The sequence below is a fragment of the Thermoflexibacter ruber genome, from assembly GCF_900113045.1.
Taxonomy (GTDB): domain Bacteria; phylum Bacteroidota; class Bacteroidia; order Cytophagales; family Thermoflexibacteraceae; genus Thermoflexibacter; species Thermoflexibacter ruber.
Window position 1 is genome coordinate 88,082 of record NZ_FONY01000008.1, and the last position, 21,072, is coordinate 109,153.

The window sequence follows — 21,072 nt, forward strand, 5'->3', positions numbered from 1 at the left end:
AATTTAAAGAATAAAATATGTTTTGGCACTAATCTTTTCAAATTAAAGTCGCTGTTGACAGTGGCTTTTTCACTATTTTATTTACTATGCTATGCAGAAGGCACTAAGCAGCTGCGTCCTAACTACAATGACAATGGACATATCGTAGTAATGCGTACTTCTGCACCAGAAAACAACTTTGCTTCTTATTTTTCTTTAGACCCTTCTCCAGACAATAATACTCTTAGGTTTCGTATTGCTAATACTAACGAACGAATTTATCTTGGTTTTGGTAGATACAAAATAGAAAACTCACCCATGGGAAATAACTCTGGGGATATTGCTACTCATAATGAGAATTTTACCGCCTCTACCGAGTTTGAATTGAGGTTTAGAATAAGAAGACCTGATGGAACAGTATTAGTCCCTGAAACTACCGTACCTACAACTGGAGTAGGATATATAGGCGGTGCCACCATAGGGGCTTATAATAGAGCAGTAGCAGGTCCCGCCCAATTAGTGGGGCTGACGGGATATAATGCGTTTGCCTATACGCCTGATGTAGTTGGGGATTACTACATAGAGTTTGTGCTTTTCAATGTTAATACCTTGACTTATGCAAGTCGGAAGACCTCTCTACAACTTTTTGATTTGTCTATAGCTGCCTCAGTGGGTAGGTACAATATGATAGTTTCTTCTGTTACTGGTGCGGTAACAAGCGTCAACGACACAGGAAGTGGGGCTACTACTGCAATAAATGGAAGACTTTGGTCAAGGGCTTGGCGATTAAGTACAGGAAGTAATTACATCAATGACTCTGGTTTGCAAACAGGGAATAATGGGACTACTATGGGTATGCCCGACCCTGCTGTTACTAATAATTTATTTGCTGCGAAGATGTACGTTTATGCAGAAGATAACAACCCCATTACCTCAGATGCCGTAGTAACAGAGTTAGACTTCAATGGTATGGACCCTTTTGGCTTTTCTGTAATATGTACTAGAGATGGGGTAAATACCAATCCAGATTTTATTTTAAGTAAGCGTTCTCAATATGGACTTCCTACAGACTTACCTACTACTCCGCCTCCATATAGGATTTTTCTTCAGAATCCAGACCCATCAGAATTCCCTAATGGGCAAGTGGGTTGTTTACAAGGTATTTCTGTAAAACAGTGTGCCTTAGATGGAAATAATAATGCTACTGCTTACTGTATCAATATTACAGCCCAAGCCACAGGAGCAGTAGATGTATTGATTGACTTGTGGAACAATACTACTAATATGCCTGGGTCTGACGGTGTATATACAAGCACTATAGACAACCCATCAAGTAGAGATGTATTGCTATCTCAACAAATATTGATAAATGGCACTACTTGTGTTTCTTGGGATGGTTTAGACGCACTTGGAAATGAAGTGGCAGATGGAGAAAATATAGCTATATTAGTGGCATTTAGGGCTGGCCTGACTAACTTACCTATCAATGACGTAGAAAATCATAATAAGGGATTTAGGGTAAGTTTAGTTAGACCTAATGTCAATGCCTGTGGTAATCCTATTTCATTGCCTAAAATGTATTGGGACGATACCAATGTACAAGCTAATTTTGGAGGAGCTGCCCCCAATAATTCAGGTTATACCTTTGTAGAATCCGCTCCTCCCTTTGTACTCGGACCTGGTACATTCCCTCCCGGTACAGCAGGAGTTACTAATCTTATAGGATGTGACCCTAACCTGCTTGCCGCAGGTGAAGGTTGTCATAGATGGGTAAGAAGAGGAAAAAATAGCCATCCTATGGGCTATAATCTCGAAACTATGAATACATGGTGGTATGTAGCTGATGAGAAGCTAAATACCGTACACATCAACGATAAATCTTTGTTTGACATTATTTCTTCTCTGGGAGGAAGTGGGGGTGCATGTATTGTAAATGACTTTGGAGAAATCACGATTGAAGCACTTTACAGTACGGCAAAGTTTGCAGACCCAAGTGAGTTTGTAGTAACTATGACCCCTGATAATCCTTCTCAATATAGTTTCATACAATTATCAAGGGACAACAACGCCAATACGCCCGCTCCTCCTATGGGAAAAGGTAGAATTAGGCTTGTCTATCGCTTAGATGTAGGCAATGATGGACTAAATACAGGAGCAACTGTACCTACTGTTGGTTTTAGAGTAAGAATTGTTACTAACCAGTGTGGGACACCTCAGGAAGGAGAAGACGATTTCAGTTGTAGTATTATTATACTTCCTATTGAATTGTCTTCTTTTACAGGACGCTTAGTAGAGGGGCAGTTGGCAAGGTTAGAATGGACTACTGCCAGAGAACAGGATAACAAAGGTTTTTTCATAGAAAGAAGCATAGACGGTCGCAATTTTACAGAGATAGATTTTATACAAAGCAAAGGTAATACTGTAAACGGGCATAGATATAGTTATTTAGACAGACTTCCTTACAGAGGTACTTTTTATTATAGACTTCGTCAGGTGGACTTGGACGGAAAGGAAACTTACTCTAAAATTATTCCTATAAAGATAGAAGATTTAGAGTTAGATTTTATGGAAGTATTTTACCATTCTGACGATAAAGTCTTGCAAGTAAAAGTACGACAAAAAACAGCAGATGATTTGCAAATCACTGTATATAACATGCTTGGAGTGGAAGTACACTGCCTAAAAGTTCCTATGCAAAACAATGATTTAGTGCAAACTTTTTCTATTCCCATAAATATTGCTCATACAGGGGCTTACATAGTAGAGGTGAAAGATAGTAAAAACATAGCTAAAAAGAAGGTAGTAATGTATTGACAGAAAGTAACATATTTTCAATTTTTTTTGAAATAAAGTGGTAATTTTTTTCATATAATAGATATTTCCACGCAATATTTAGAATGGTAAACCGTTATAGTTATGATGTTAAAATATTTCATTTTTAAACTGACAGTTAAGTATAAAATTTACCACAATGAGAAAATCAATCCAAAGTCTTCTAATCATAGTTGCTTTATATGTACTTTTCTTGTTAGGGCTGCGTCCCAAGAAAGAGGCTACCTACTTGATAGTAAACTTTGATAAAGTCAATGCTTATGTTACATCAAATCACGAGTCAAAAATTATCACAGAATTAGAAAGGGGGGAGCAGTTAGAAGTAATTGGGAGAACAGCTTTTTTTGAAACGATTGACAGAGAAACGGATTACTGGTATCAGGTAAAGCTAAAAAATGGTCATACTGCCTGGGTCTTTGGAGCGTTTACCAATCTTAATTTGAATGATAATGTGCAAGTTTTAGAGGCAAAATATGAAAAAGCATACATAGATGATTTTTTCCACTTGAATTTTCAAAGTACAGATGTTAAGAAAGACAGCGGCTGGAAACGAAATTCCTTTGGATTAAAAGGAAATGGAGAATGGGACTTTGGCTACTCTGAGGGCATCAATCGCATAGATGATTATGATTTAGCTTTAGAAATGGAAAAAGAAGATGGAGACCTGACTAATCCAAAGTTTAAAGGAAAAACCTTTTTGATTCAATGGAAAGTAAAGCTTATAAATACGTGGGCAGGCGAGGGAAGACTTAGTGCAGTGCGAATAGAAGTTCCTTATATAGAAAATATTAGCATCAAAAATTAGTTGATATTAAATAGTATTACTAGAAGATGCCTTATATAGTGGTGAAGCCAAAAATAAAAGTTCACACTATCATTACTTTCAAGCAGAGGTGAGAAATAGCAGTGATTTACAAAAGTAAATCAAGTATGCTCATAAACCACTCTCACCTCGCAGCCCAAGCGTTGCTCGAAGTCCTCGATAAATTGGTAGGTAAAATCCGTCCAGTTCCAAAACTTAAAACCTAAGTTGGAGAACCCCCAAATTGGCTCGCAGTGGAAAGCATGAATAGGGTGCTTAGCTTGGCAATGAGGGCATTGGATAATAAAATTGTTGGTGGATTCCCACAAATGCACTTGATTTTCAAAATATTCTCTCATTTCTTTTTTACAAGATGGGCATAATACTGTTTCCAACTCTCTCTCCCCTGAGGTGAAAATATGACTTTGTGTAATAACTTCTAATCCACATACTTGCAAGCCAAAGGGTAATTCCTCAGGAAACTCTACCAACTTTTCTGCTCCTTCGTCTATGGCGTAGCCCTCCTTGTCTAAGGTGCATATACTTTTCTCTTTTTTTATTGCTTTGATTTCTGAGAGCCAGTTCACTATCTCTTGGGCTTTTGCTGCATGATTAGGATAGTTTTCTACCAAAGGTACAATAGAAATGCTGTAATTATTCATCTTAGCGTTGTTTTATTTTTTCAAGTATTTTTTGATTTCTTTTTTCCATATATCATAGCCTTTTTGGTTGAGGTGCAGGCTATCTGCTTTGAAATGCTCCATGATAGGAACGCCACGATTTTTTAACATAGGAGTAAAAATGTCTATAAAACCAAGAAAAGAGCGGTTCTGTTGGCAATATGTTTTGATAAGTTGGTTAGCTTTTTTCTGTTGCTCAAGCAAGTTTATACGCTTAGGACTGGGTTTGATAGCAACAAAATACAACTTGGTTTGAGGTAATTGTGCTTTTACCTTTTGGGCAAAAACCTTAAAATCTACAAAGACTTGTTCTGGGGATTTGCCTGCGGCGAGGTCGTTGTCCCCTTCGTAAAGCAAAATAGTTTTTGGCTGATAGGGAACCACCATTCTATCAAAAAAATAAATAGCATCACTAAGCTGAGAACCTCCAAAGCCGCGATTGAGAACAGGATAACCTGCCAAATCTTCTTTCCAATTGTCCCAAAGACGAAAACTGGAACTTCCGTAAAGCAAAATCTGTCCTGTGGCTGGTTTGCTAATACTGTCTTGTTTTTCAAAAGCCCGAATCTCTCCCTCAAAAGAGTTCTGAGCGAGTGCGGTAAGAAATAAAAGATTGAAAAACAAGAAAATCAGTGGATTAAATGTTTTCATAGTATTTAAGCAATACAAATAAAAATAAAAGTAGATTTGCAATTATACAAATTATTACTTTCTGAATATTTAATACTGAACACATTTTATTTTTAACTTTTACGCCGATGCTTAACCGCATTCATCACGTTGCTATTATTTGCTCAAATTATGTGAAGTCTAAGCACTTTTATACAGAAATCTTAGGGCTGACTATTATCAACGAAACATATCGTGCTGATAGGCAATCCTATAAGTTAGATTTAGCTTTGGGAGAAAACTATCAGATAGAATTATTCTCATTTCCTAATCCTCCTTTGCGGGTTTCGCAACCTGAGGCGAGAGGACTTAGGCATTTGGCTTTTGAAGTAGAAAATTTAGAAAATGTAATTGAAATACTTAATAACAAAGATATTGTAACAGAGCCTATTAGGATTGATGAGCTGACTGGGAAAAGGTTTACTTTTTTTGCTGACCCTGACGGTTTGCCTTTGGAACTATACGAAAAATAATCCTTACCAAAACTCAGTAGGGTATAGATTTTTCATCACCAACAGTTCATTAAGTTGCTGTTTTACATCAGCAAATTTTTCCCTAATAAATTCCAAATCAAAGACTTCCAAAATAAATAAATTCGCATTTCCTATGCACAATTCTTGCGTTTGGTGGCTATAAGTCGCCTTGAAACCGTCTTTGATTTCTACTAAGTGGTATTGATTGTCTTGGTCTTTCCATGCCCAATGAAAGCCTATTTTTTCTTTGAAAAATAAGAAGTCATACCTAATTTCTATATTCCCCTCGCACCAACTTTCACTGTATCCTGTGGGATTTTCTGAGAAAGTATGCAATTGAAAAATCAGGTCATCACCTTGATTTTTCTCAATTAAAAGTTCCCAAATTTCTTTGGCAGGGTGAGCTTCGTGATTATTTTGATAAAATCCTATCGGTAGAGGCATAAGATTACTTATTCTTTTTGCGTTGCTATTCTAACAAAGTTACATAAAAATTAAAAAATAACAGCTTTGTAAGCCGATGGATAAATTTTATTTGACTTTACGGTCTATCTCCAACATTTTCTCTATCTCAACAATAATGAAGATAAGAAAACTTGCCCCGATGATGTGTCCCCAATGCACAAGAGAAATAGGGGCAGAGTGAAAAATTTGATTCATTATCGGAAGATAAGTAAACGCTAATTGTAGAAATATCATTAAAATTACTCCTAATAACAAGAAACGGTTAGAAAAGAAGCCTACTTTAAAAACGGAGTCTTTCAAAGAACGACAGTTAAACAGATAAAACATCTCTCCAAAAACAAAGATATTCACTGCTAAGGTTCTGGCAGTATCCTCGTTTACACCGTCTTGTAAGGCATGGTGATACAACCAAAAAGAACTCACACAAAGAAATATACCCACAACAACAATCTTGACAATCAGCTGTTTAGATAGAATTGGCTCATTTGGTTTTCGAGGTTTTCTTTGCATAATCTTCTTTTCTTTGGGTTCAAAAGCAAGCATCAGACCTAAAAGGATAGCTGTAGTCATATTAATCCAGAGAATTTGGATAGGAAGGATAGGCAGGGCTACGCCAAGGATGATGGCTGCCATAATGACAAAACCCTCTCCCAGATTGGTAGGGAGTGTCCAAGTGATAAATTTTATCAAATTGTCATAAACACCTCTGCCTTCCTCTACTGCCGTCTTGATAGTAGCAAAATTATCATCAGTAAGTATCATATCTGCTGTTTCTTTGGCTACATCTGTACCTGTTATGCCCATAGCAATTCCTATATTGGCTTGGCGAAGGGAAGGCGCATCGTTTACTCCATCCCCTGTCATGGAAATTACAGCGTCATTAGCTTGCAGGGCTTTGACTATGCGTAACTTATCACTTGGAGCGACTCTGGCAAATACATTGATATATTTGACTTTATTCTCTAACTCTTTATCTGAGAGTTGAGAAATTTCTTTACCTGTCAGTACTGCCTCTTTGTCTGCCGATGGTGTTACAATACCTATTTTCTGGGCTATGGCTAAGGCAGTAAGGGCATGGTCGCCTGTAATCATTTTTACAGTAATGCCTGCTTTTTGGCAGGTAGCTACGGCTTCGTAGGTTTCTGGTCTTGGCGGGTCTATCATACCTTGCATTCCTAAGAAAATCAAGTCCTTCGCAACGTCTTCATGGTTAATACTTTCTTGATTTTGATGAACTTTCTTCATTGCAAAAGCTAAAACACGCAAGCCGTTATTTGCCATTGCATTGGCTTTTTGATGATATAGTTGGGTATCAAAATTTTTTATATCCCCTTTATTATCAAGTCTTTGTTGGCATCTTGCTAAGATACTCTCTACTGAGCCTTTCAGATAAATTATTTTTGAGCCATCGGCTTGCTGATGTAGGGTAGCCATATACTGATATTCTGACTCAAATGGAATCGTATCTATGCGTGGATAGAGAGATTGCATTTGAGTTTTAGAAAGCTCTGCTTTTTCTGCTAAGGTAAGCATCGCTCCTTCGGTAGGGTCGCCTTCTATTTTCCACACCCCATCTTCAGTTACTAATTTAGCCTCATTGCATAATAATCCACAAAGCAAACACTCGTGTAAAGCTAAGTTTTCTTTAAGATGTATCATTTTTTTATTTGAAGTAATTTCTCCTTTGGGTTCATAGCCCACACCTGTTACTTCAAAAAACTGCTCGTCAGCAAATATTTTCTCAACAGTCATTTGATTTTCAGTGAGTGTTCCTGTTTTGTCAGAGCATATCACAGAAGTACTGCCTAAGGTTTCGACAGCGGGAAGTTTGCGGATAATAGCATTTTTCTTTGCCAATTTAGCTACTCCTATTGCCAGCGTGATGGTAAGTGCGGCAGGTAGTCCCTCCGGGATAGCCCCTACAGCTAAGGCAACAACCGCCATGAACATATCTATAAAGGCATAACCTCTTAAAATACCCACTGCAAAAGTAACTAAGGACAAACCTAAAATCACGTATAACAAGGTAGTGCTGAACTTAGTGATTTTCTTGGTCAAAGGGGTAGCCAAAATATCGGCTGAGGCAATAAGTTGGTTGATTTTTCCTACCTCTGTTTGATTGCCGATGGCTACCACCGTTCCTGTAGCAGCTCCGTAAGTAACTAATGTAGAGGAATATGCCATATTTGTTCTTTCTGCTAAAACAGTTTGGGCAGGCAGAGGGGCAGTTTGCTTTTGGACTGGTATGGATTCCCCAGTAAATGCGGACTCATCTACCTGTAGCTCTCTGACCTGAATTAGTCGCAAGTCCGCAGGAACTCTATCCCCTGCACGTAACACTACTATATCTCCTAAGGTAAGTTCTTCAGCAGGGAGCAGTTGAGGCTCGCCATTTCTTATGACGTTAGCCGTGCTTACCATAGATTTTGCCAAAGAGGCGATAGCTTGTAAGGCTTTGGATTCCTGTACATATCCTATAATCGCATTGACGAGAACTACGCCAAAAATCACAATAGAATCACTCCACTCTTTGAGAAAAGCAGTAATTACAACTGCGCCTAAGAGCATATATACCAAGGGCTGATTGAACTGTTGTAAAAATAAAATAAAAGGGTGGACTGCTTTTTTCTGAATAACTACATTTTTCCCAAACTCTTGTATTCTTTTTTGGGCTTCTTCATGGGTCAGTCCGTATTGTAAAGAAGTATTAAGTAATTCTAATACTTTTTCTTGGGGAATAGTGAACCAAGTAGTGTTAGTGTGAAGTATCATAGGGGGAAAAGGTTTTTTGGTGGCGTAAATAGCAAGTGATGTATTAAAAAAACATAGAAATTTCACTTTTTTTGGCAATAAAAAAATGAAATTTCTACTATAGACTTCTTGCAAAAGTGTTCTTTTATCGCCCCACCCCTGCCCACTCTCCCTTTGAGAGGGGAAATAGGTACTTTCGCAAGAACTCTAATTTATAGCAAACAGTATTTTTATCTAAAATTATGCTTTAGTTACTTTAAAAGTTACTTTCGTATTTTCCCATTTCAAGGTTATCATTCCTCCTTCTTCTACTGCGATAGTGAATCTTTCTGTCAAATCGGTTTCTTTTGAAGGCTTTACGTTTACTCTCAGTGCGTCTTCTTCTTGTTTATACTCAAAAGCTCCCCAAAGTTTTGGGTTTTTGTTAAAGATGATTGTCCATTCTTTTTCATTTGGAATGGTAAATAAGGAATAAGTACCAGCTACGAGTTTTTGTCCTTCTATCAACACGTCTTTATCAAAAGTAATCGTAGTAGCTTCATTAGCACCAGTACGCCAAATTTCTCCGTATGGTACAACATCTCCAAAAATAGTTCTCCCTTTGGTAGCAGGTTGGCTATAGTCGATAACGATACTTACATCATCTACCTTACCTTCTGCTTTTGCAGGTGGGCTTGGACGCTTGGATTTATCTTCCTCTTCTTTGGGAGTTTCATTAGCCATAGAGGTACTTTCTGTGGTATTAGTATTTTCCGCCTGCTCGCTTGAGCCACAAGCAAAACTTAACAAAGAAACTGTTAGCACCGCAAAAAGTTGAATTGCAAAATATCTTATCTTTTTCATCATTTTTTAATTTTAAGTGTATGATTAACAAATATATTCAAATCTTTGGCAGATTTACAAATTTGCTAAGGGCAAATTGTGTAGATTTTTACAGTTTTACTTGCTTACCTGTCCTTGCGGCTTCGTAGATAGCCTCTACTACTCTTATATCCCGCAGCCCCTCCTCGCCCGGTACTAAAAGAGGCTTTCCTTGCATGATGGCTTCTGCATCTTCGTCCATTTGCTTAGCTTGCTGACTTTCAATGGCAAAATTAATGACTCCCTGTGAGCTACTGCCTTTATTGCCATTATAGGCAGAAAAAGGCTCTAATTTTATCCAACCTTTTTCACAATTTACTTGCAAGTAGTTCATATTTATCCCAAAACTTGTTTGGCAGGAAGCCACTGCCCCACTTGGGAATTGGAGTTGGAAAAGTGTAGTTTCATCTACTTCTTTGTAAATCTCTGGTCTGGTAGTAAAGTGCTGTGCCGTAACAGCAATAGGTTCTTCTCCCGTAACTAAGCGTGCTCCTTGCAAGGCATATACTCCCATGTCGTACATCACTCCACCTCCCATAGCTTTTTGTTGTTTCCAGTGGTTCGTCCTTCCGTCAAAATATCCTGCCGCACAGCTAATCATTTGTACTTTTCCAAGTATTTTTTCTCTCCCCAATTTCATATAGGCTTGTGTATTAGGGTCATGCTGACAGCGATAACCAATCGCTAACTTTACTTTATTGTCTTGGCAGGCTTTAATCATCGCTTCGCAATCAGCTACAGTAGGCGCCATAGGCTTCTCACAAAAGACGTGCTTCCCTGCTTTTGCCGCCCTAATGACAAACTCTCGGTGCATAGAAGGAGGCAATACTACATAAACTACGTCTATGTCAGGATTGTTAGCGATTTTATCAAAGTTTTCATAGTTATAAATATTTTTTTCTGGAAGGTTGTACTTCTTTTTCCATTGCTCAGCCTTGGCAGGCGTGCCTGTAACGATGCCCGCTAAATAACATTTTTTAGTGTATTGGAAGGCAGGAGCTAATACATCAGTGCTGTAATACCCCAGACCCACTAAGGCAATGCCCAATTTTTCCTTAGCAGGTTGGCAGGAAAGTATCGCAGGGGTAAAAACTGTGGCAGTAGTCCCCGCAATAGCAAGGTTTTGGATAAAATCTCTGCGTTTCATGGTTTATTTTCAAATTTAGGCGTTCTGAATAGGAAATATTTTTCTACTCAAAGCTAAGAAAATTGAGGTGAAAACAAGAAAATAGGAAGGATAAACTTTGATATAAGTCTTTACAAAAAAAGGCTGCCTATACCCAAAGGATAATAGGAAGCCTGCGTATCACTTTTAAACTTTCAATGCAAATAACGTAAAAAAACTTCATTTGTTGTATCAAATTGCATTATTTCATTAAAAATAAATTAATTTAACAAGGTAAGATTAAACAAAACTTCTTACAAGCTGATTTACTTGTCTTTATAAATTTTGAACTTTATGCAGTCTTGGAAATTAAAAGTCTTGAAAATTTATTTTTTTGTGAGTACCATCACAATAAGGCTTGTTTGAGGAAGCCCCACAACGACAAAAAAATGCTTTTTCTTTTTTTACTTCTATGCCATTATTTTCTTTTATGAGTACATTGCCTTCTACTTTTAAAGGACCATTGGGAATGACCTCTATCTTGGTTTCTCTCAATGTATTTACATCATCTAAGGAGGCTTTTTCACTTTCTTTTGCCTCATTTTGATAAAAGGATAAGGCTTTAGAGGGACATTTATTGACTTGCGGTATTATCTTTTCGGTATCCGCTCCTGCCATATTAATCCATGGACGTTTTGTTGGGTTGAAAACACTGTGCAGTCCTTTAAAACACTTGGTAGAGTGTATGCAAATGTCTGGTTTCCATACTATAGTAATTTCTCCATTGGTGTACTCTTTTTCCATGATTGCAGATTGTTGATGTATTACAAAGCTACATTTTAATTTGGAATAAACAAATAGTAAATAAAAACCCTGTTAAGATAACTTAAACATAATATTCCTTTTGAGATTTTCAAGCAACCTTTTCAAGTAAAAATTGTTATTAATGTAGTTATTAAAGGCAAAATTTGTTTTAGCATTATCATCAATCCTATTTTTTGACTTAAACTTACAACTGCTAAATGCACAAAAATCAAACTTGAACTTTAAAAAGCAATGAAAAACTATTTTAGGTTAATTTATTTTTTTATCTTTATTAATCAATTCTCAATCAATCACTTACAAGCACAGCAAACAGAGAAAAGTACCGCAAGCGGCTATGTAAAAGATAGCAAAAATGGTGAAAAACTCATTGGGGTCAATGTGTATATCAAAGGTACGACTACGGGGACTACTACCAACGAGTACGGATTCTATTCACTGACCCTGCCCAAAGGCAAGTACGAGTTAGTAGCTTCCTATATTGGCTATTCTCCTTTGATTAAAGAAATAGACCTGAGTGCAGGAAATGTAAAAATGGATTTTGAAATTGTTGAGCAAGATATTCAACTCCAAGAGGTGGTGGTAAAAGCAGAGGCAGATGACCAGAACATAAAAGGAATAGAAATGAGTGTCAATAAGTTAGACATCAAAACTATCCAGAAAATACCTGCTTTCTTGGGAGAAGTCGATGTAATCCGTAGTATCCAACTACTTCCCGGAGTAGCTACGGTAGGCGAGGGAGCAACTGGCTTTAATGTAAGAGGGGGGGCGATAGACCAGAACTTAGTACTACTCGATGAAGCCCCCGTTTATAACTCTGCTCACTTATTTGGTTTTTTCTCCGTTTTCAATCCCGATGCGGTCAAAGATGTAAAACTCATCAAAGGTGGGATTCCTGCCCAATACGGTGGCAGACTTTCCTCTCTCTTAGATGTGCGTATGAAAGAAGGCAATAGCAAAAGATTTGAAATGAACGGAGGCATCGGGGCTATTTTTAGTCGCCTTTCCATAGAAGCTCCCATAGTCAAAGACAAAGCCTCTTTCATCGTAGCGGCTCGTAGGTCTTACATAGATGTTTTGGCAAAACCTTTCCTAAGTTCTGATTTGAGAGGTAGCCAATTTTACTTTTATGACCTAACAGCTAAAGTAAACTATACGATTAATCCCAAAAATACAGTATTTGTTTCAGGCTATTTTGGGCGAGATGTGTTTGGCTCGGGCTTCAAGTTCAACTGGGGAAATGCGACCAGCACAGTGCGTTGGAATCACCTATTTAGCGATAGGTTATTTATGAACCTAACGGCATTCTATAGCAACTATGACTATGAAATAGGCTTCAAAGACGATGTGAACCGCTCTCGCTTTGATTGGAACTCCAATATTATCAATTATAGCGTCAAACCTGATTTTACCTATTTTCTCAATACAAAAAATACTATTAAGTTCGGGGCGCAAAGCATTCTGTATGACTTCCGACCCGGCAATGCGGTGATTACCAGCAATGATATCAAGAGCGACATTAGTTTAGACCCTAAGTATGCCTTAGAATCTGGGTTTTACATAGACAATGAGCAAAAAATAGGTGAAAAATTGACCTTGCAATACGGTTTTCGCTATTCTACTTTCCAATACATGGGCAAGGGCGAAGCCTACGAGTTTGGACAGGAAAAACCCAATACGCGCCGTCCTGTAATCAGTGTAAAAAGCTACGACCAATGGGAAACTATCCAAAACTATGGCAATTTTGAGCCAAGATTTTCTATGAATCTCGAACTCAATGCTACTACTTCTCTCAAAGCAAGTTACAATAGAATGGTACAGTATTTACACTTAGTATCCAATACTGCTGCTGCTACTCCCGTAGACGTTTGGACTCCAAGCACCAACAATATTAAGCCACAACTTGCCGACCAGTTTGCCGTAGGGCTTTTTAAAAATTTCCAAGACAACACTTATGAAACTTCTGTAGAGGTATATTACAAAGATATGCAAAATCAGTTAGATTTCATAGATAACTCTGACTTACTCTTAAACCGATTTTTGGAGGGGGACTTATTACAAGGTATTGGCAGGGCTTATGGGGCAGAACTTTATGTAAAAAAGAATAAAGGAAAACTGACAGGCTGGATAAGCTATACTCTATCAAGAACCGAAAGACAGGTAGAAGGACTAAATAACGGCAATTGGTTTCCAAACCGCTATGACCGTCCTCACAACTTAAATACTTCGGTAAGCTACGAGTTCAATGAGTACTGGAGTGCCTCTGCAAACTTTGTTCTTCAGTCAGGAACGCCTGTAACCTTCCCTACAAGCAGGGTGCAAGTGCAGGACTATGTAATTCCATACAATGTAGAAGCGACAAGGAACAATTTTAGAGTGCCTACTTACCACCGTTTGGACTTTTCAGTAACCAAAATTAATAGAAAGAAAAAACCGAATCAACGTTGGGAAAGTAACTGGGTATTTTCAGTATATAATGCTTACAATCGCCGTAACCCTTTTACTATTTACTTCCGTAGAAATCAAGATGTTCCTTTGAATACAGAGGCGGTGCGTTTGGCTATCATTGGTTCTATCGTTCCTGCGGTTTCGTATAATTTTAAATTTTAAAATTATGAAACAAGGTAATATGGATTAGGCTAATAAATACCGATGAAATTGAATCCCAAGAAGTAAAACTATTCAACTGTCTAACTATTTAAATCATAGAAATAACAATGAAAATCAATAAATTAACTCTATATATTCTTTTTATTCTGCCTTTCTTTTCCTCTTGCGAAGATGTAATAAAAGTAAATTTGAATGAGAGCAAGGAAATTTTGACCATAGACGCTTTTATCAACCAACAGGCAGAGAAGCAAGTAATTAGGCTTTCTCTGACTTCTCCTTACTTTCAAAATGAGGCTACTCCACCTGTTAGAGGCGCAACTGTTGCGGTAACTAATCAAACCGGTGGAGGAGTCTTTCAATTTGTGGACAAAGGCAATGGAAACTACGAATACCAAGCTAATAATCCCATAGGTAAGGTAGGTGATGACTACTTGCTCACTGTAACTTATCAAGAGAATATCTATACTTCTCGCTGTACTTCTAATCGTACTACGGTTATAGATTCTATTGTTTATGAGTACGATGAGAAAGAAAATAATCCGAACAGCAAAGCGGGCTACTATGCAAGTTTTTACGGAGTAGATGCCAAAGGAAAGCAAGATTTTTATTGGATTAGAAGCTACAAAAACAATGTTTTTGTTAGCAATCCTTTCAATATCAACTATGCTGCAGATGCTACTCGTAATAGTACGCCCGGTCTGCTTGGTTCAGACGGCTTGCTTTTCATTCCCCCTATTCGTAACCGCATTACAGATGATAACGACCCATTCCAAAAAGGGGATAGCCTAAGAGTAGAAATTTGGTCGATTAACTCTGATACTTACGAGTTTTTGCGTCAAGTAGAGGCGCAGATGCTCAATGGAGGTTTGTTTGCTCGTATCCCTGAAAATGTAAGAACAAATATCTCGGCTCAAAACCCAGCAAACAAGGTCTTAGGGTGGTTTTGTGTATCTGAAATCAATCGTAGGGGGGTGATTATCAAAGAACTAAAAAAAGGAGAAAAAGGTAAAGGCTAAAAAATACTATGATTGCAAGTAAGTCAGTTACTAAAAACTGACTTACTTTTTTACTGTTCTATAATTTCAATTCTGTCGTTTTCATTTCTCCCGTTTTCTGTATTTGTATTAGCAATAGGAGCAAGCGAGCCTAAGCCTTTAGGCTTTATACGGTCTTTATCAAACTTATAGATTTTCATGAGTTCATCTACTATCACCTGTGCCCTACGCTCTGAAAGAGCGATGTCTTTGCCTAAGTCCTTGCCTTTTGCTACATGGCTAATGATGTAATATTTCTTGTCAGGATTATTTCTTAGATACATTGCCAAGAGGTAAATAGAAAAAGAAGCATCTTCTCTCAGTTCAGTAGAAACCTCATTCTTGAAGTTAATCTGCTTCATTATTGCCCTGCCATTGGTAGATAACATCATGGAAATTTGACCATTGACCAATTCTTCTATACTTCCCGCTGAGGTAGGAGCGCTGACGAAGGCATTGTTGGTTGATAGTTGTTGGTTGCTGGTTGTTGGTTGTTGGATAGTTGAATAGTTAAATTGTTGATTGTTTGCTGTTGGATTGGAAATTCCAGATTGAAGATTATTCATTCCAGATTGATTTTCATTCACCACAAAATTTCTTTTTATTTTCTCATTATCAGGAATTAAGGTCAAAGAAGGATTAATCAGAGAACTTTGGGTTTCCAATACTTTCCCACTTTCATCTACGACCAATTCATTTTTTTGCGTTGGGGCTACAAAATAAGGCTTGTTGCTTGCCACAGGTACGCTATAATCTCTTTTCAAATCTTTTTCTACAATCACCACTTCGTAATTTCTCCCAAACGAGCCTACTTGAATCCATCTATTTATGTTATCTTTGGTAAACTCTACAGTGGCTAAGGGTCCGTCATTCGTCAAAACCCTGCCACCATATTTTTTAACCATTGCAATATAGTGATTTACAACGCTTTCATCACTTGGAGGATTTACTCCCTCCCCAGCGAAGGCGTAGTTAATTTGATACTTATAGCCTGACAATTTGTAGCCCAAATAAAAATCTTCCTCTTTGTACTCTGCGATGATATAGCCATTCATGCGTGGCAAAAGTGCGTAGTCCCTGCTCCCCTGCTTATCTTGGTTGCTATAAAAATTTTGAGCAGTTTCTTTGATTGCTTGTTGGTTACTGATAGTTGGTTGTTGATAATTGTTAGTTGTTAGTTGTTGGTTGTTAGTTGGTTGGATATTGGTAATCTGAATATTAGGTTGAAAGACCTTGGTTTGTTGTTGATTGTTTATAGTTGGTTGTTGAATAGTTGAATAGTTAGATTGTTGCGGTTCGCCGTTACGATTGTTAATTGTTAATTGATTATTGCTAATTGTTGCAGATTCATTCACTACAAAGTTCCTGCCTGTATTGTCTAAGGCTTTGGTTGCTTGCAACTGTGTCATTTTCACCTCTTTGTCATCAATAATTTTTTTATCTTCTGCCACTACAATTTGAGATTTTTGTGTAGCATTGACATCGTAGGGCTTGTTTTTTACCACAGGCGCATTGTAGTCTTTTTTCAAGTCTTTCTCCACCACAATTAGCTCATACTCATTGCCAAACGAACCTATTTGAATCCATCTATTTACATTGTCTTTGACAAATTCCATCGTCGCCAAAGCACCGTCATTGGTCAGGATTTTACCGTTATATTTTTTTACATGGTTAATGTAGTGATTTACAAGACTTTCGTCAGCAGGTGGATTTTTTGTGCTATCTGCATACACATAGTTGATTTGGTACTTGTAACCTGCAAGTTTGAAGCCCATATAAAAGTCCTCTTCCTTGTAATCCCAAATTACATAGCCTTGATAACGGGGTAATAAACTGTAATCTTTGCTTCCCAAAATATCTTTGGCATCAGCAAAAAAGATTCCTCCTTCCTCTTGCTTGCTTTGCTCTTTTTCTATCAAAATAAGTTCATAAGAGCTTGGTTTTAAAATCTTTAGCTGTAACCACACATCAGTTTTTTCTTTTGGAAACTCCAAAGTAACTGTGCCTTTCTGTTGGGTTAAAATTTTCCCATTTCGCAGATTGACCTGCGAAATGTAGTGATTCAACACTTTTTCAGCTTCAGGTGGTACGTCGGTACCCGTAAAATTGTACTTGATATGATATTTTTCCCCACGCTTCGTTCCCTGCACCATGAAAGGTGTTTGTTGCTGATAGACAGCCGTAAAGCCCGAAAAGGCGGTTAAGTCGTTATAAATGGGTTTGTTCTGTGCCGAAAGTGAGGCAAAACAGCAAAAAAACAAAATAGGAAGTAAAAAATTTTTCATATATGCAATATTTCTTTCTGTCCCTAATGGGGCTTTGTAATTCTTGTTTATCTCTTTTACGACAAAACGGTCATGCCTAACGGCATCAAATACAAAAAATTTCAATAAAGCCCCTTAGGGGCAGCCGCTTTGTAGCACATCAATTATATCAACACGCCAAAGTCCCGTTAGGGACGCAACTAAATCATGCAAACAATACCTAATACGACAAAATCACAATCTCCGTCCTTCTGTTTAACTGATGTTCTTCTTCATTACAATCCTTAAAATCAGGACAATCTACCGCTAACTTATTCTCTCCAAAGGAATTAACTACTAATCTCTCGGGGTCTATGCCTCTGGAAACCAAGTAGTGATACGAAGCTCTTGACCTACGCTGTGCCAATCGAATGTTGTAATAGTTAGTTGCTCTGGTATCTGTATGCGAAGACAACTCGATTTTTAGCGTAGGGTATTGATTCATAATCTCAATCACCCTGTCCAATTCTTTTGCCGCATCGGGTCTGATGTAATATTTATCAAAGTCAAAGTACACATTGGTAACTTCTATGACCTTCACGTTCGGATTGCCTTTGTACCTAAATCTTGGCTTGTCCTTATTGGGTTGTGGGGTATTGTCGGCAAAAACCTCAATGGGGCGAATAGGAATATAAATCGTATCGTTAATGTCTTCGCCACCTACTAAACATCTCAGTAGTTTTTCTTCTGAAAGTTTAGAATTACCCTCCTCGAAGCCTTCTTTGAACGCCTTTAAATCGTAATTTGTTCTGAGTTTTGTCTTAAAAGTGTAAATAGAATCGTTTAAACTCTCCGCTGGGAAATTAACTGCAGTTTCTACCTCTATGCCCTCTACTTTGGCATTTTTGATGATTTCATTCGTTTTTTCATTGACTACCACCACGATAAATTTGCAAGTTTTGCGCTTAAAAGTATAAATGTCATCATCTCCTACGCCTCCTTCACGGTTGGAAGTAAAATATCCTTCTTCTCTCTCTTCGTCAAAAATATAACCAAAATCGTCTTGGCTACTATTAAGCGGAGCACCCAAGTTTTGTGGTGCAGTAAATTTCCCATTTTTATTGCGAGAAACAAACATATCCAAGCCACCTAAACCAGCATGACCGTCAGAGGAAAAGTACAAATCTTCGTTTTCATCTATAAAAGGAAACATCTCATTGCCTTTGGTATTGATTTCTGCACCTAAGTTTACAGGTCTGCTCCACTTCCCTCTGCTGTAAACACTTTTGTAAATGTCTGTGCCTCCGTATCCTCCCGGCATATCTGAGGCAAAATACAAGGTTCTTCCGTCGGTAGAGAGCGTTGGATGTCCTACCGAATATTCATTGTTATTATAAGGAAATTCTTTAATATTGCCCCAATCCCCATTTTCGCTACTCGTATTGGCAAAGTACAATTTCAGTTTATTGGTTTTGTCCTTGCTTGTTTTGTATTTTCCATTCAAATAGTTATTGCGGGTAAAAATAATGGAATCTTGGGAAGGGAAAAAAGTAACAGGTCCTTCGTGGTAGCGAGAGTTCAAACGTTGGTTGAGCTTTTCTACCCCTTCGCCTCCGCTCGTATAGTACAAGTCCAAAAATTCCGTTTTGTTCCATTGAAAAGTGTGCTTTACCTGTCTTATGCTTCCATCTTTGCGATTAGAGCAGAAAACAATGCCTTCCCTGAAAAACATAGGGCTAAAATCTGCCTGTTCAGAGTTAAATTCTGCCAATTGGATTTTGTAGCGAGCCGAATCCTTGTAAAAATTTGCCATCACTGAGTCGTTGTAACTCATGGCAAATTTGCTTCCTCTTGGGTCAGCCTTTGCTGCTTGTGCGTAGGCATTATACCACTTTTGCGATTCTTTGTACTTGCCATTTTTTGCCAAAGATTGAGCATAGTACAACTTATTGATTGGATGCGACTTAGGTGTTTCTACCACCTTCGCATACCATTTTTCAGCGTTCTTGCTATCATTGATTTTGCGGTAGCAATGTGCCAACTTTTCGGTGGCTTCTGCATTTTCTGGGTTTGCTGCCACAATCGCCTCATACATCTGAATCGCATCAGCGTAGTGGTACTGCTCGTACTTTTTGTTTGCCAAAGTCATGCGAAGCACTTGGGCATGAGCAAGCGAGCCAATGAATAAAAAAATGAGTATGGTGAGTATGCACTCCGCATATATTTTTTTCATAAACAGTTAGTTATGAGTTTTGAATTATAAGTTATAAGTTAGAGAAACTAATTAAAGATTATTAACTGCTTATTAGTTTCTGTTTCATTTGTACAAATTCTTCTTCTGTAATCAGCCCTTTTTCCTTTAAATCGGCTAATTTTTTAATTTTATCTGCAAAGCTATTTTCGCTTACATTTTCATTTTTTATAGTTTCTTGTCTAACAATCTGAAACTTATCTTTATAAATATCTTTGAAAAAAGCCTCAACCTCTTTTCTATCTTTATATTTACAAGAGAATAAAATTATCCCTTGTTTACCTTCATTCTCATAATTTATGCTAAGTATCATATCTGGCATATTTGCTTTTATTTCTTTTTACCAAATCCAGTCATACCCCCAATTATTGCATCAACGGGACCCATAATTAATCCTCCAACAATTGCCCTACCAATAATCGATTTATCTTTCAACTCATATAATTGTTCAGTATCTTCTACATTAATACTTAAAATATCCTTTTCTTTTATCCCTACAGAATAATGTTTAAAACCTTTCATCATCTCTATTTGTAAGCCCAAAGGTCTATATCTTAGATTTATCAAAGCAACAACCTCTGTAAAAAGTTTGCCATCTAAGAGAGTATCAAAAGATTCTATTCCAGAGATATATGAAACTTTATTTACTAATCTTTTTGGCGTCCAAAAGTTTTCTTTACCAAGATTATCATTTAAATCTTCTGTGCTTAAAATTTTCATATTTGCCATATTTTGATGATAAAAGATTTAATTATGTGATGTAAGTTTGCCCTATAGGACTTATTAACTCATATTGACTATATTTTCTACAAAACTGTCGTCCCTAATGGGACTGAATAAGCAAATTTATAAAACACCCTCATAAATTTCTTTTACACTTACTTTTAGCTTAATGCTTTCTAAATCAATCTTTTCCTCTTTGTTTTTGATAATTTTGTACGTCCAAGAGTCCTCTTTATTGCGTTTGTAATGCCACACCTGCACCTTGTCTTGGGATACAAGTAAGTAATCGGTTAAATTTTCTATGCTTAGGTATTCCTCTACTTTATCATCTTTGTCTATTTTTTGGGTAGAAGGAGAAAGTACCTCTATTAGCACAATGGGGTTAGTTAAAAACCTATTTTCCAAATACTTACTTTGCTCTTTGTCCGTAATTACCAAATCAGGAATGCGATAATGTTCTTCTATGCCAGTCCAAATATGCGTATCTTGGTTGAAAATTTCAAAAGACGTTTTTTTCAATAGTGGAAAAATAATTCCGTGCAGATTTGAAACTAATCTTCTGTGTGCTAAGGTTGGCATTTCTCCTAAAAATTTGGTATCTAATTCAATATCAGTATTTAATAGTTTTGCAAGTAACTCGTCTTCAATCGGGTGTTCATTGGCATTTTTCCAATAAACTTGCCCTTCTACATATTCAAAGAACATTCCCGCCCTCTCACAAAGGTCTAAGTAATCTTTGACAGCTATACTTGTTGTCACCATAATTTTTTAT

General features: G+C 37.3%; 17 protein-coding genes. 5 read left to right on the top strand and 12 right to left on the bottom strand.

Annotated elements, in window-relative coordinates; all coding sequences use genetic code 11:
- The first annotated feature begins 60 nt into the window (after nucleotides 1-60).
- Together BM141_RS06190 and BM141_RS06195 are read left to right on the top strand one after the other, a co-directional pair.
- Nucleotides 61-2,793, top strand: coding sequence for a T9SS type A sorting domain-containing protein (locus BM141_RS06190; RefSeq protein ID WP_177217283.1), 2,733 nt, complete (start codon nucleotides 61-63; stop codon nucleotides 2,791-2,793).
- A gap of 157 nt (nucleotides 2,794-2,950) precedes the next feature.
- Nucleotides 2,951-3,616, top strand: a complete 666-nt coding sequence (locus BM141_RS06195) for an SH3 domain-containing protein (RefSeq protein ID WP_091541875.1) — start codon at nucleotides 2,951-2,953, stop codon at nucleotides 3,614-3,616.
- A gap of 119 nt (nucleotides 3,617-3,735) precedes the next feature.
- On the opposite strand, the gene BM141_RS06200 is transcribed toward BM141_RS06195, so the two are convergent.
- Entirely contained in the window at nucleotides 3,736-4,275 is a 540-nt protein-coding gene (locus BM141_RS06200; RefSeq protein ID WP_091541879.1) for a hypothetical protein, read from the bottom strand.
- A 12-nt stretch (nucleotides 4,276-4,287) separates the two neighbouring features.
- Entirely contained in the window at nucleotides 4,288-4,944 is a 657-nt protein-coding gene (locus BM141_RS06205; protein WP_091541882.1) for an SGNH/GDSL hydrolase family protein, read from the bottom strand.
- A 107-nt stretch (nucleotides 4,945-5,051) separates the two neighbouring features.
- Here BM141_RS06205 and gloA2 point away from each other — a divergent pair, with 107 nt between their 5' ends.
- Nucleotides 5,052-5,435 carry an SMU1112c/YaeR family gloxylase I-like metalloprotein gene (gloA2, locus tag BM141_RS06210; protein ID WP_091541886.1) on the top strand — a complete coding sequence of 128 codons (384 nt, stop codon included), beginning with the start codon at nucleotides 5,052-5,054 and terminating at the stop codon, nucleotides 5,433-5,435.
- Between the two features lie 3 nt (nucleotides 5,436-5,438).
- Here the strand turns inward: gloA2 and BM141_RS06215 are convergent, their stop codons facing one another.
- From BM141_RS06215 to BM141_RS06235, 5 genes are all read right to left on the bottom strand, one after another.
- A complete protein-coding gene (locus BM141_RS06215; protein ID WP_091541888.1) occupies nucleotides 5,439-5,879 on the bottom strand; it encodes a hypothetical protein in 441 nt (146 codons plus the stop codon).
- A gap of 87 nt (nucleotides 5,880-5,966) precedes the next feature.
- Nucleotides 5,967-8,672, bottom strand: a complete 2,706-nt coding sequence (locus tag BM141_RS06220; RefSeq protein WP_091542021.1) for a cation-transporting P-type ATPase — start codon at nucleotides 8,670-8,672, stop codon at nucleotides 5,967-5,969.
- Between the two features lie 219 nt (nucleotides 8,673-8,891).
- Entirely contained in the window at nucleotides 8,892-9,497 is a 606-nt protein-coding gene (locus tag BM141_RS06225) for a DUF2911 domain-containing protein (protein WP_245764000.1), read from the bottom strand.
- 85 nt (nucleotides 9,498-9,582) lie between these two features.
- On the bottom strand, nucleotides 9,583-10,659 hold the full coding sequence (locus tag BM141_RS06230) for a Gfo/Idh/MocA family protein (RefSeq protein WP_091541892.1): 1,077 nt from the start codon (nucleotides 10,657-10,659) through the stop codon (nucleotides 9,583-9,585).
- A gap of 327 nt (nucleotides 10,660-10,986) precedes the next feature.
- Entirely contained in the window at nucleotides 10,987-11,421 is a 435-nt protein-coding gene (locus tag BM141_RS06235; RefSeq protein WP_091541895.1) for a (4Fe-4S)-binding protein, read from the bottom strand.
- Nucleotides 11,422-11,673: 252 nt separating this feature from the next.
- On the opposite strand from BM141_RS06235, the gene BM141_RS06240 reads away from it, so the two are divergent.
- Together BM141_RS06240 and BM141_RS06245 are read left to right on the top strand one after the other, a co-directional pair.
- Complete coding sequence (locus BM141_RS06240) at nucleotides 11,674-14,049, top strand: TonB-dependent receptor (RefSeq protein ID WP_091541899.1); 2,376 nt, start codon at nucleotides 11,674-11,676, stop codon at nucleotides 14,047-14,049.
- Nucleotides 14,050-14,156: 107 nt separating this feature from the next.
- On the top strand, nucleotides 14,157-15,065 hold the full coding sequence (locus tag BM141_RS06245) for a DUF4249 family protein (RefSeq protein ID WP_091541903.1): 909 nt from the start codon (nucleotides 14,157-14,159) through the stop codon (nucleotides 15,063-15,065).
- A 50-nt stretch (nucleotides 15,066-15,115) separates the two neighbouring features.
- Here the strand turns inward: BM141_RS06245 and BM141_RS22815 are convergent, their stop codons facing one another.
- The 5 genes from BM141_RS22815 to BM141_RS06270 all read right to left on the bottom strand — a co-directional run bounded on the left by BM141_RS22815 (nucleotide 15,116) and on the right by BM141_RS06270 (nucleotide 21,062).
- On the bottom strand, nucleotides 15,116-17,368 hold the full coding sequence (locus tag BM141_RS22815) for an OmpA family protein (RefSeq protein ID WP_177217284.1): 2,253 nt from the start codon (nucleotides 17,366-17,368) through the stop codon (nucleotides 15,116-15,118).
- Between the two features lie 199 nt (nucleotides 17,369-17,567).
- The gene (locus BM141_RS06255; protein WP_091541910.1) at nucleotides 17,568-19,559 is read right to left on the bottom strand and encodes an OmpA family protein; all 1,992 of its coding nucleotides are present in this window, start codon (nucleotides 19,557-19,559) and stop codon (nucleotides 17,568-17,570) included.
- A 61-nt stretch (nucleotides 19,560-19,620) separates the two neighbouring features.
- Nucleotides 19,621-19,899, bottom strand: a complete 279-nt coding sequence (locus tag BM141_RS06260; protein ID WP_091541913.1) for an SHOCT domain-containing protein — start codon at nucleotides 19,897-19,899, stop codon at nucleotides 19,621-19,623.
- An 8-nt stretch (nucleotides 19,900-19,907) separates the two neighbouring features.
- Nucleotides 19,908-20,297 (bottom strand): hypothetical protein, encoded by a 390-nt coding sequence (locus BM141_RS06265; RefSeq protein ID WP_143090828.1) that lies wholly within the window; start codon nucleotides 20,295-20,297, stop codon nucleotides 19,908-19,910.
- Nucleotides 20,298-20,423: 126 nt separating this feature from the next.
- A complete protein-coding gene (locus tag BM141_RS06270) occupies nucleotides 20,424-21,062 on the bottom strand; it encodes a Uma2 family endonuclease (protein WP_091541921.1) in 639 nt (212 codons plus the stop codon).
- Between the last annotated feature and the right edge of the window lie 10 nt (nucleotides 21,063-21,072).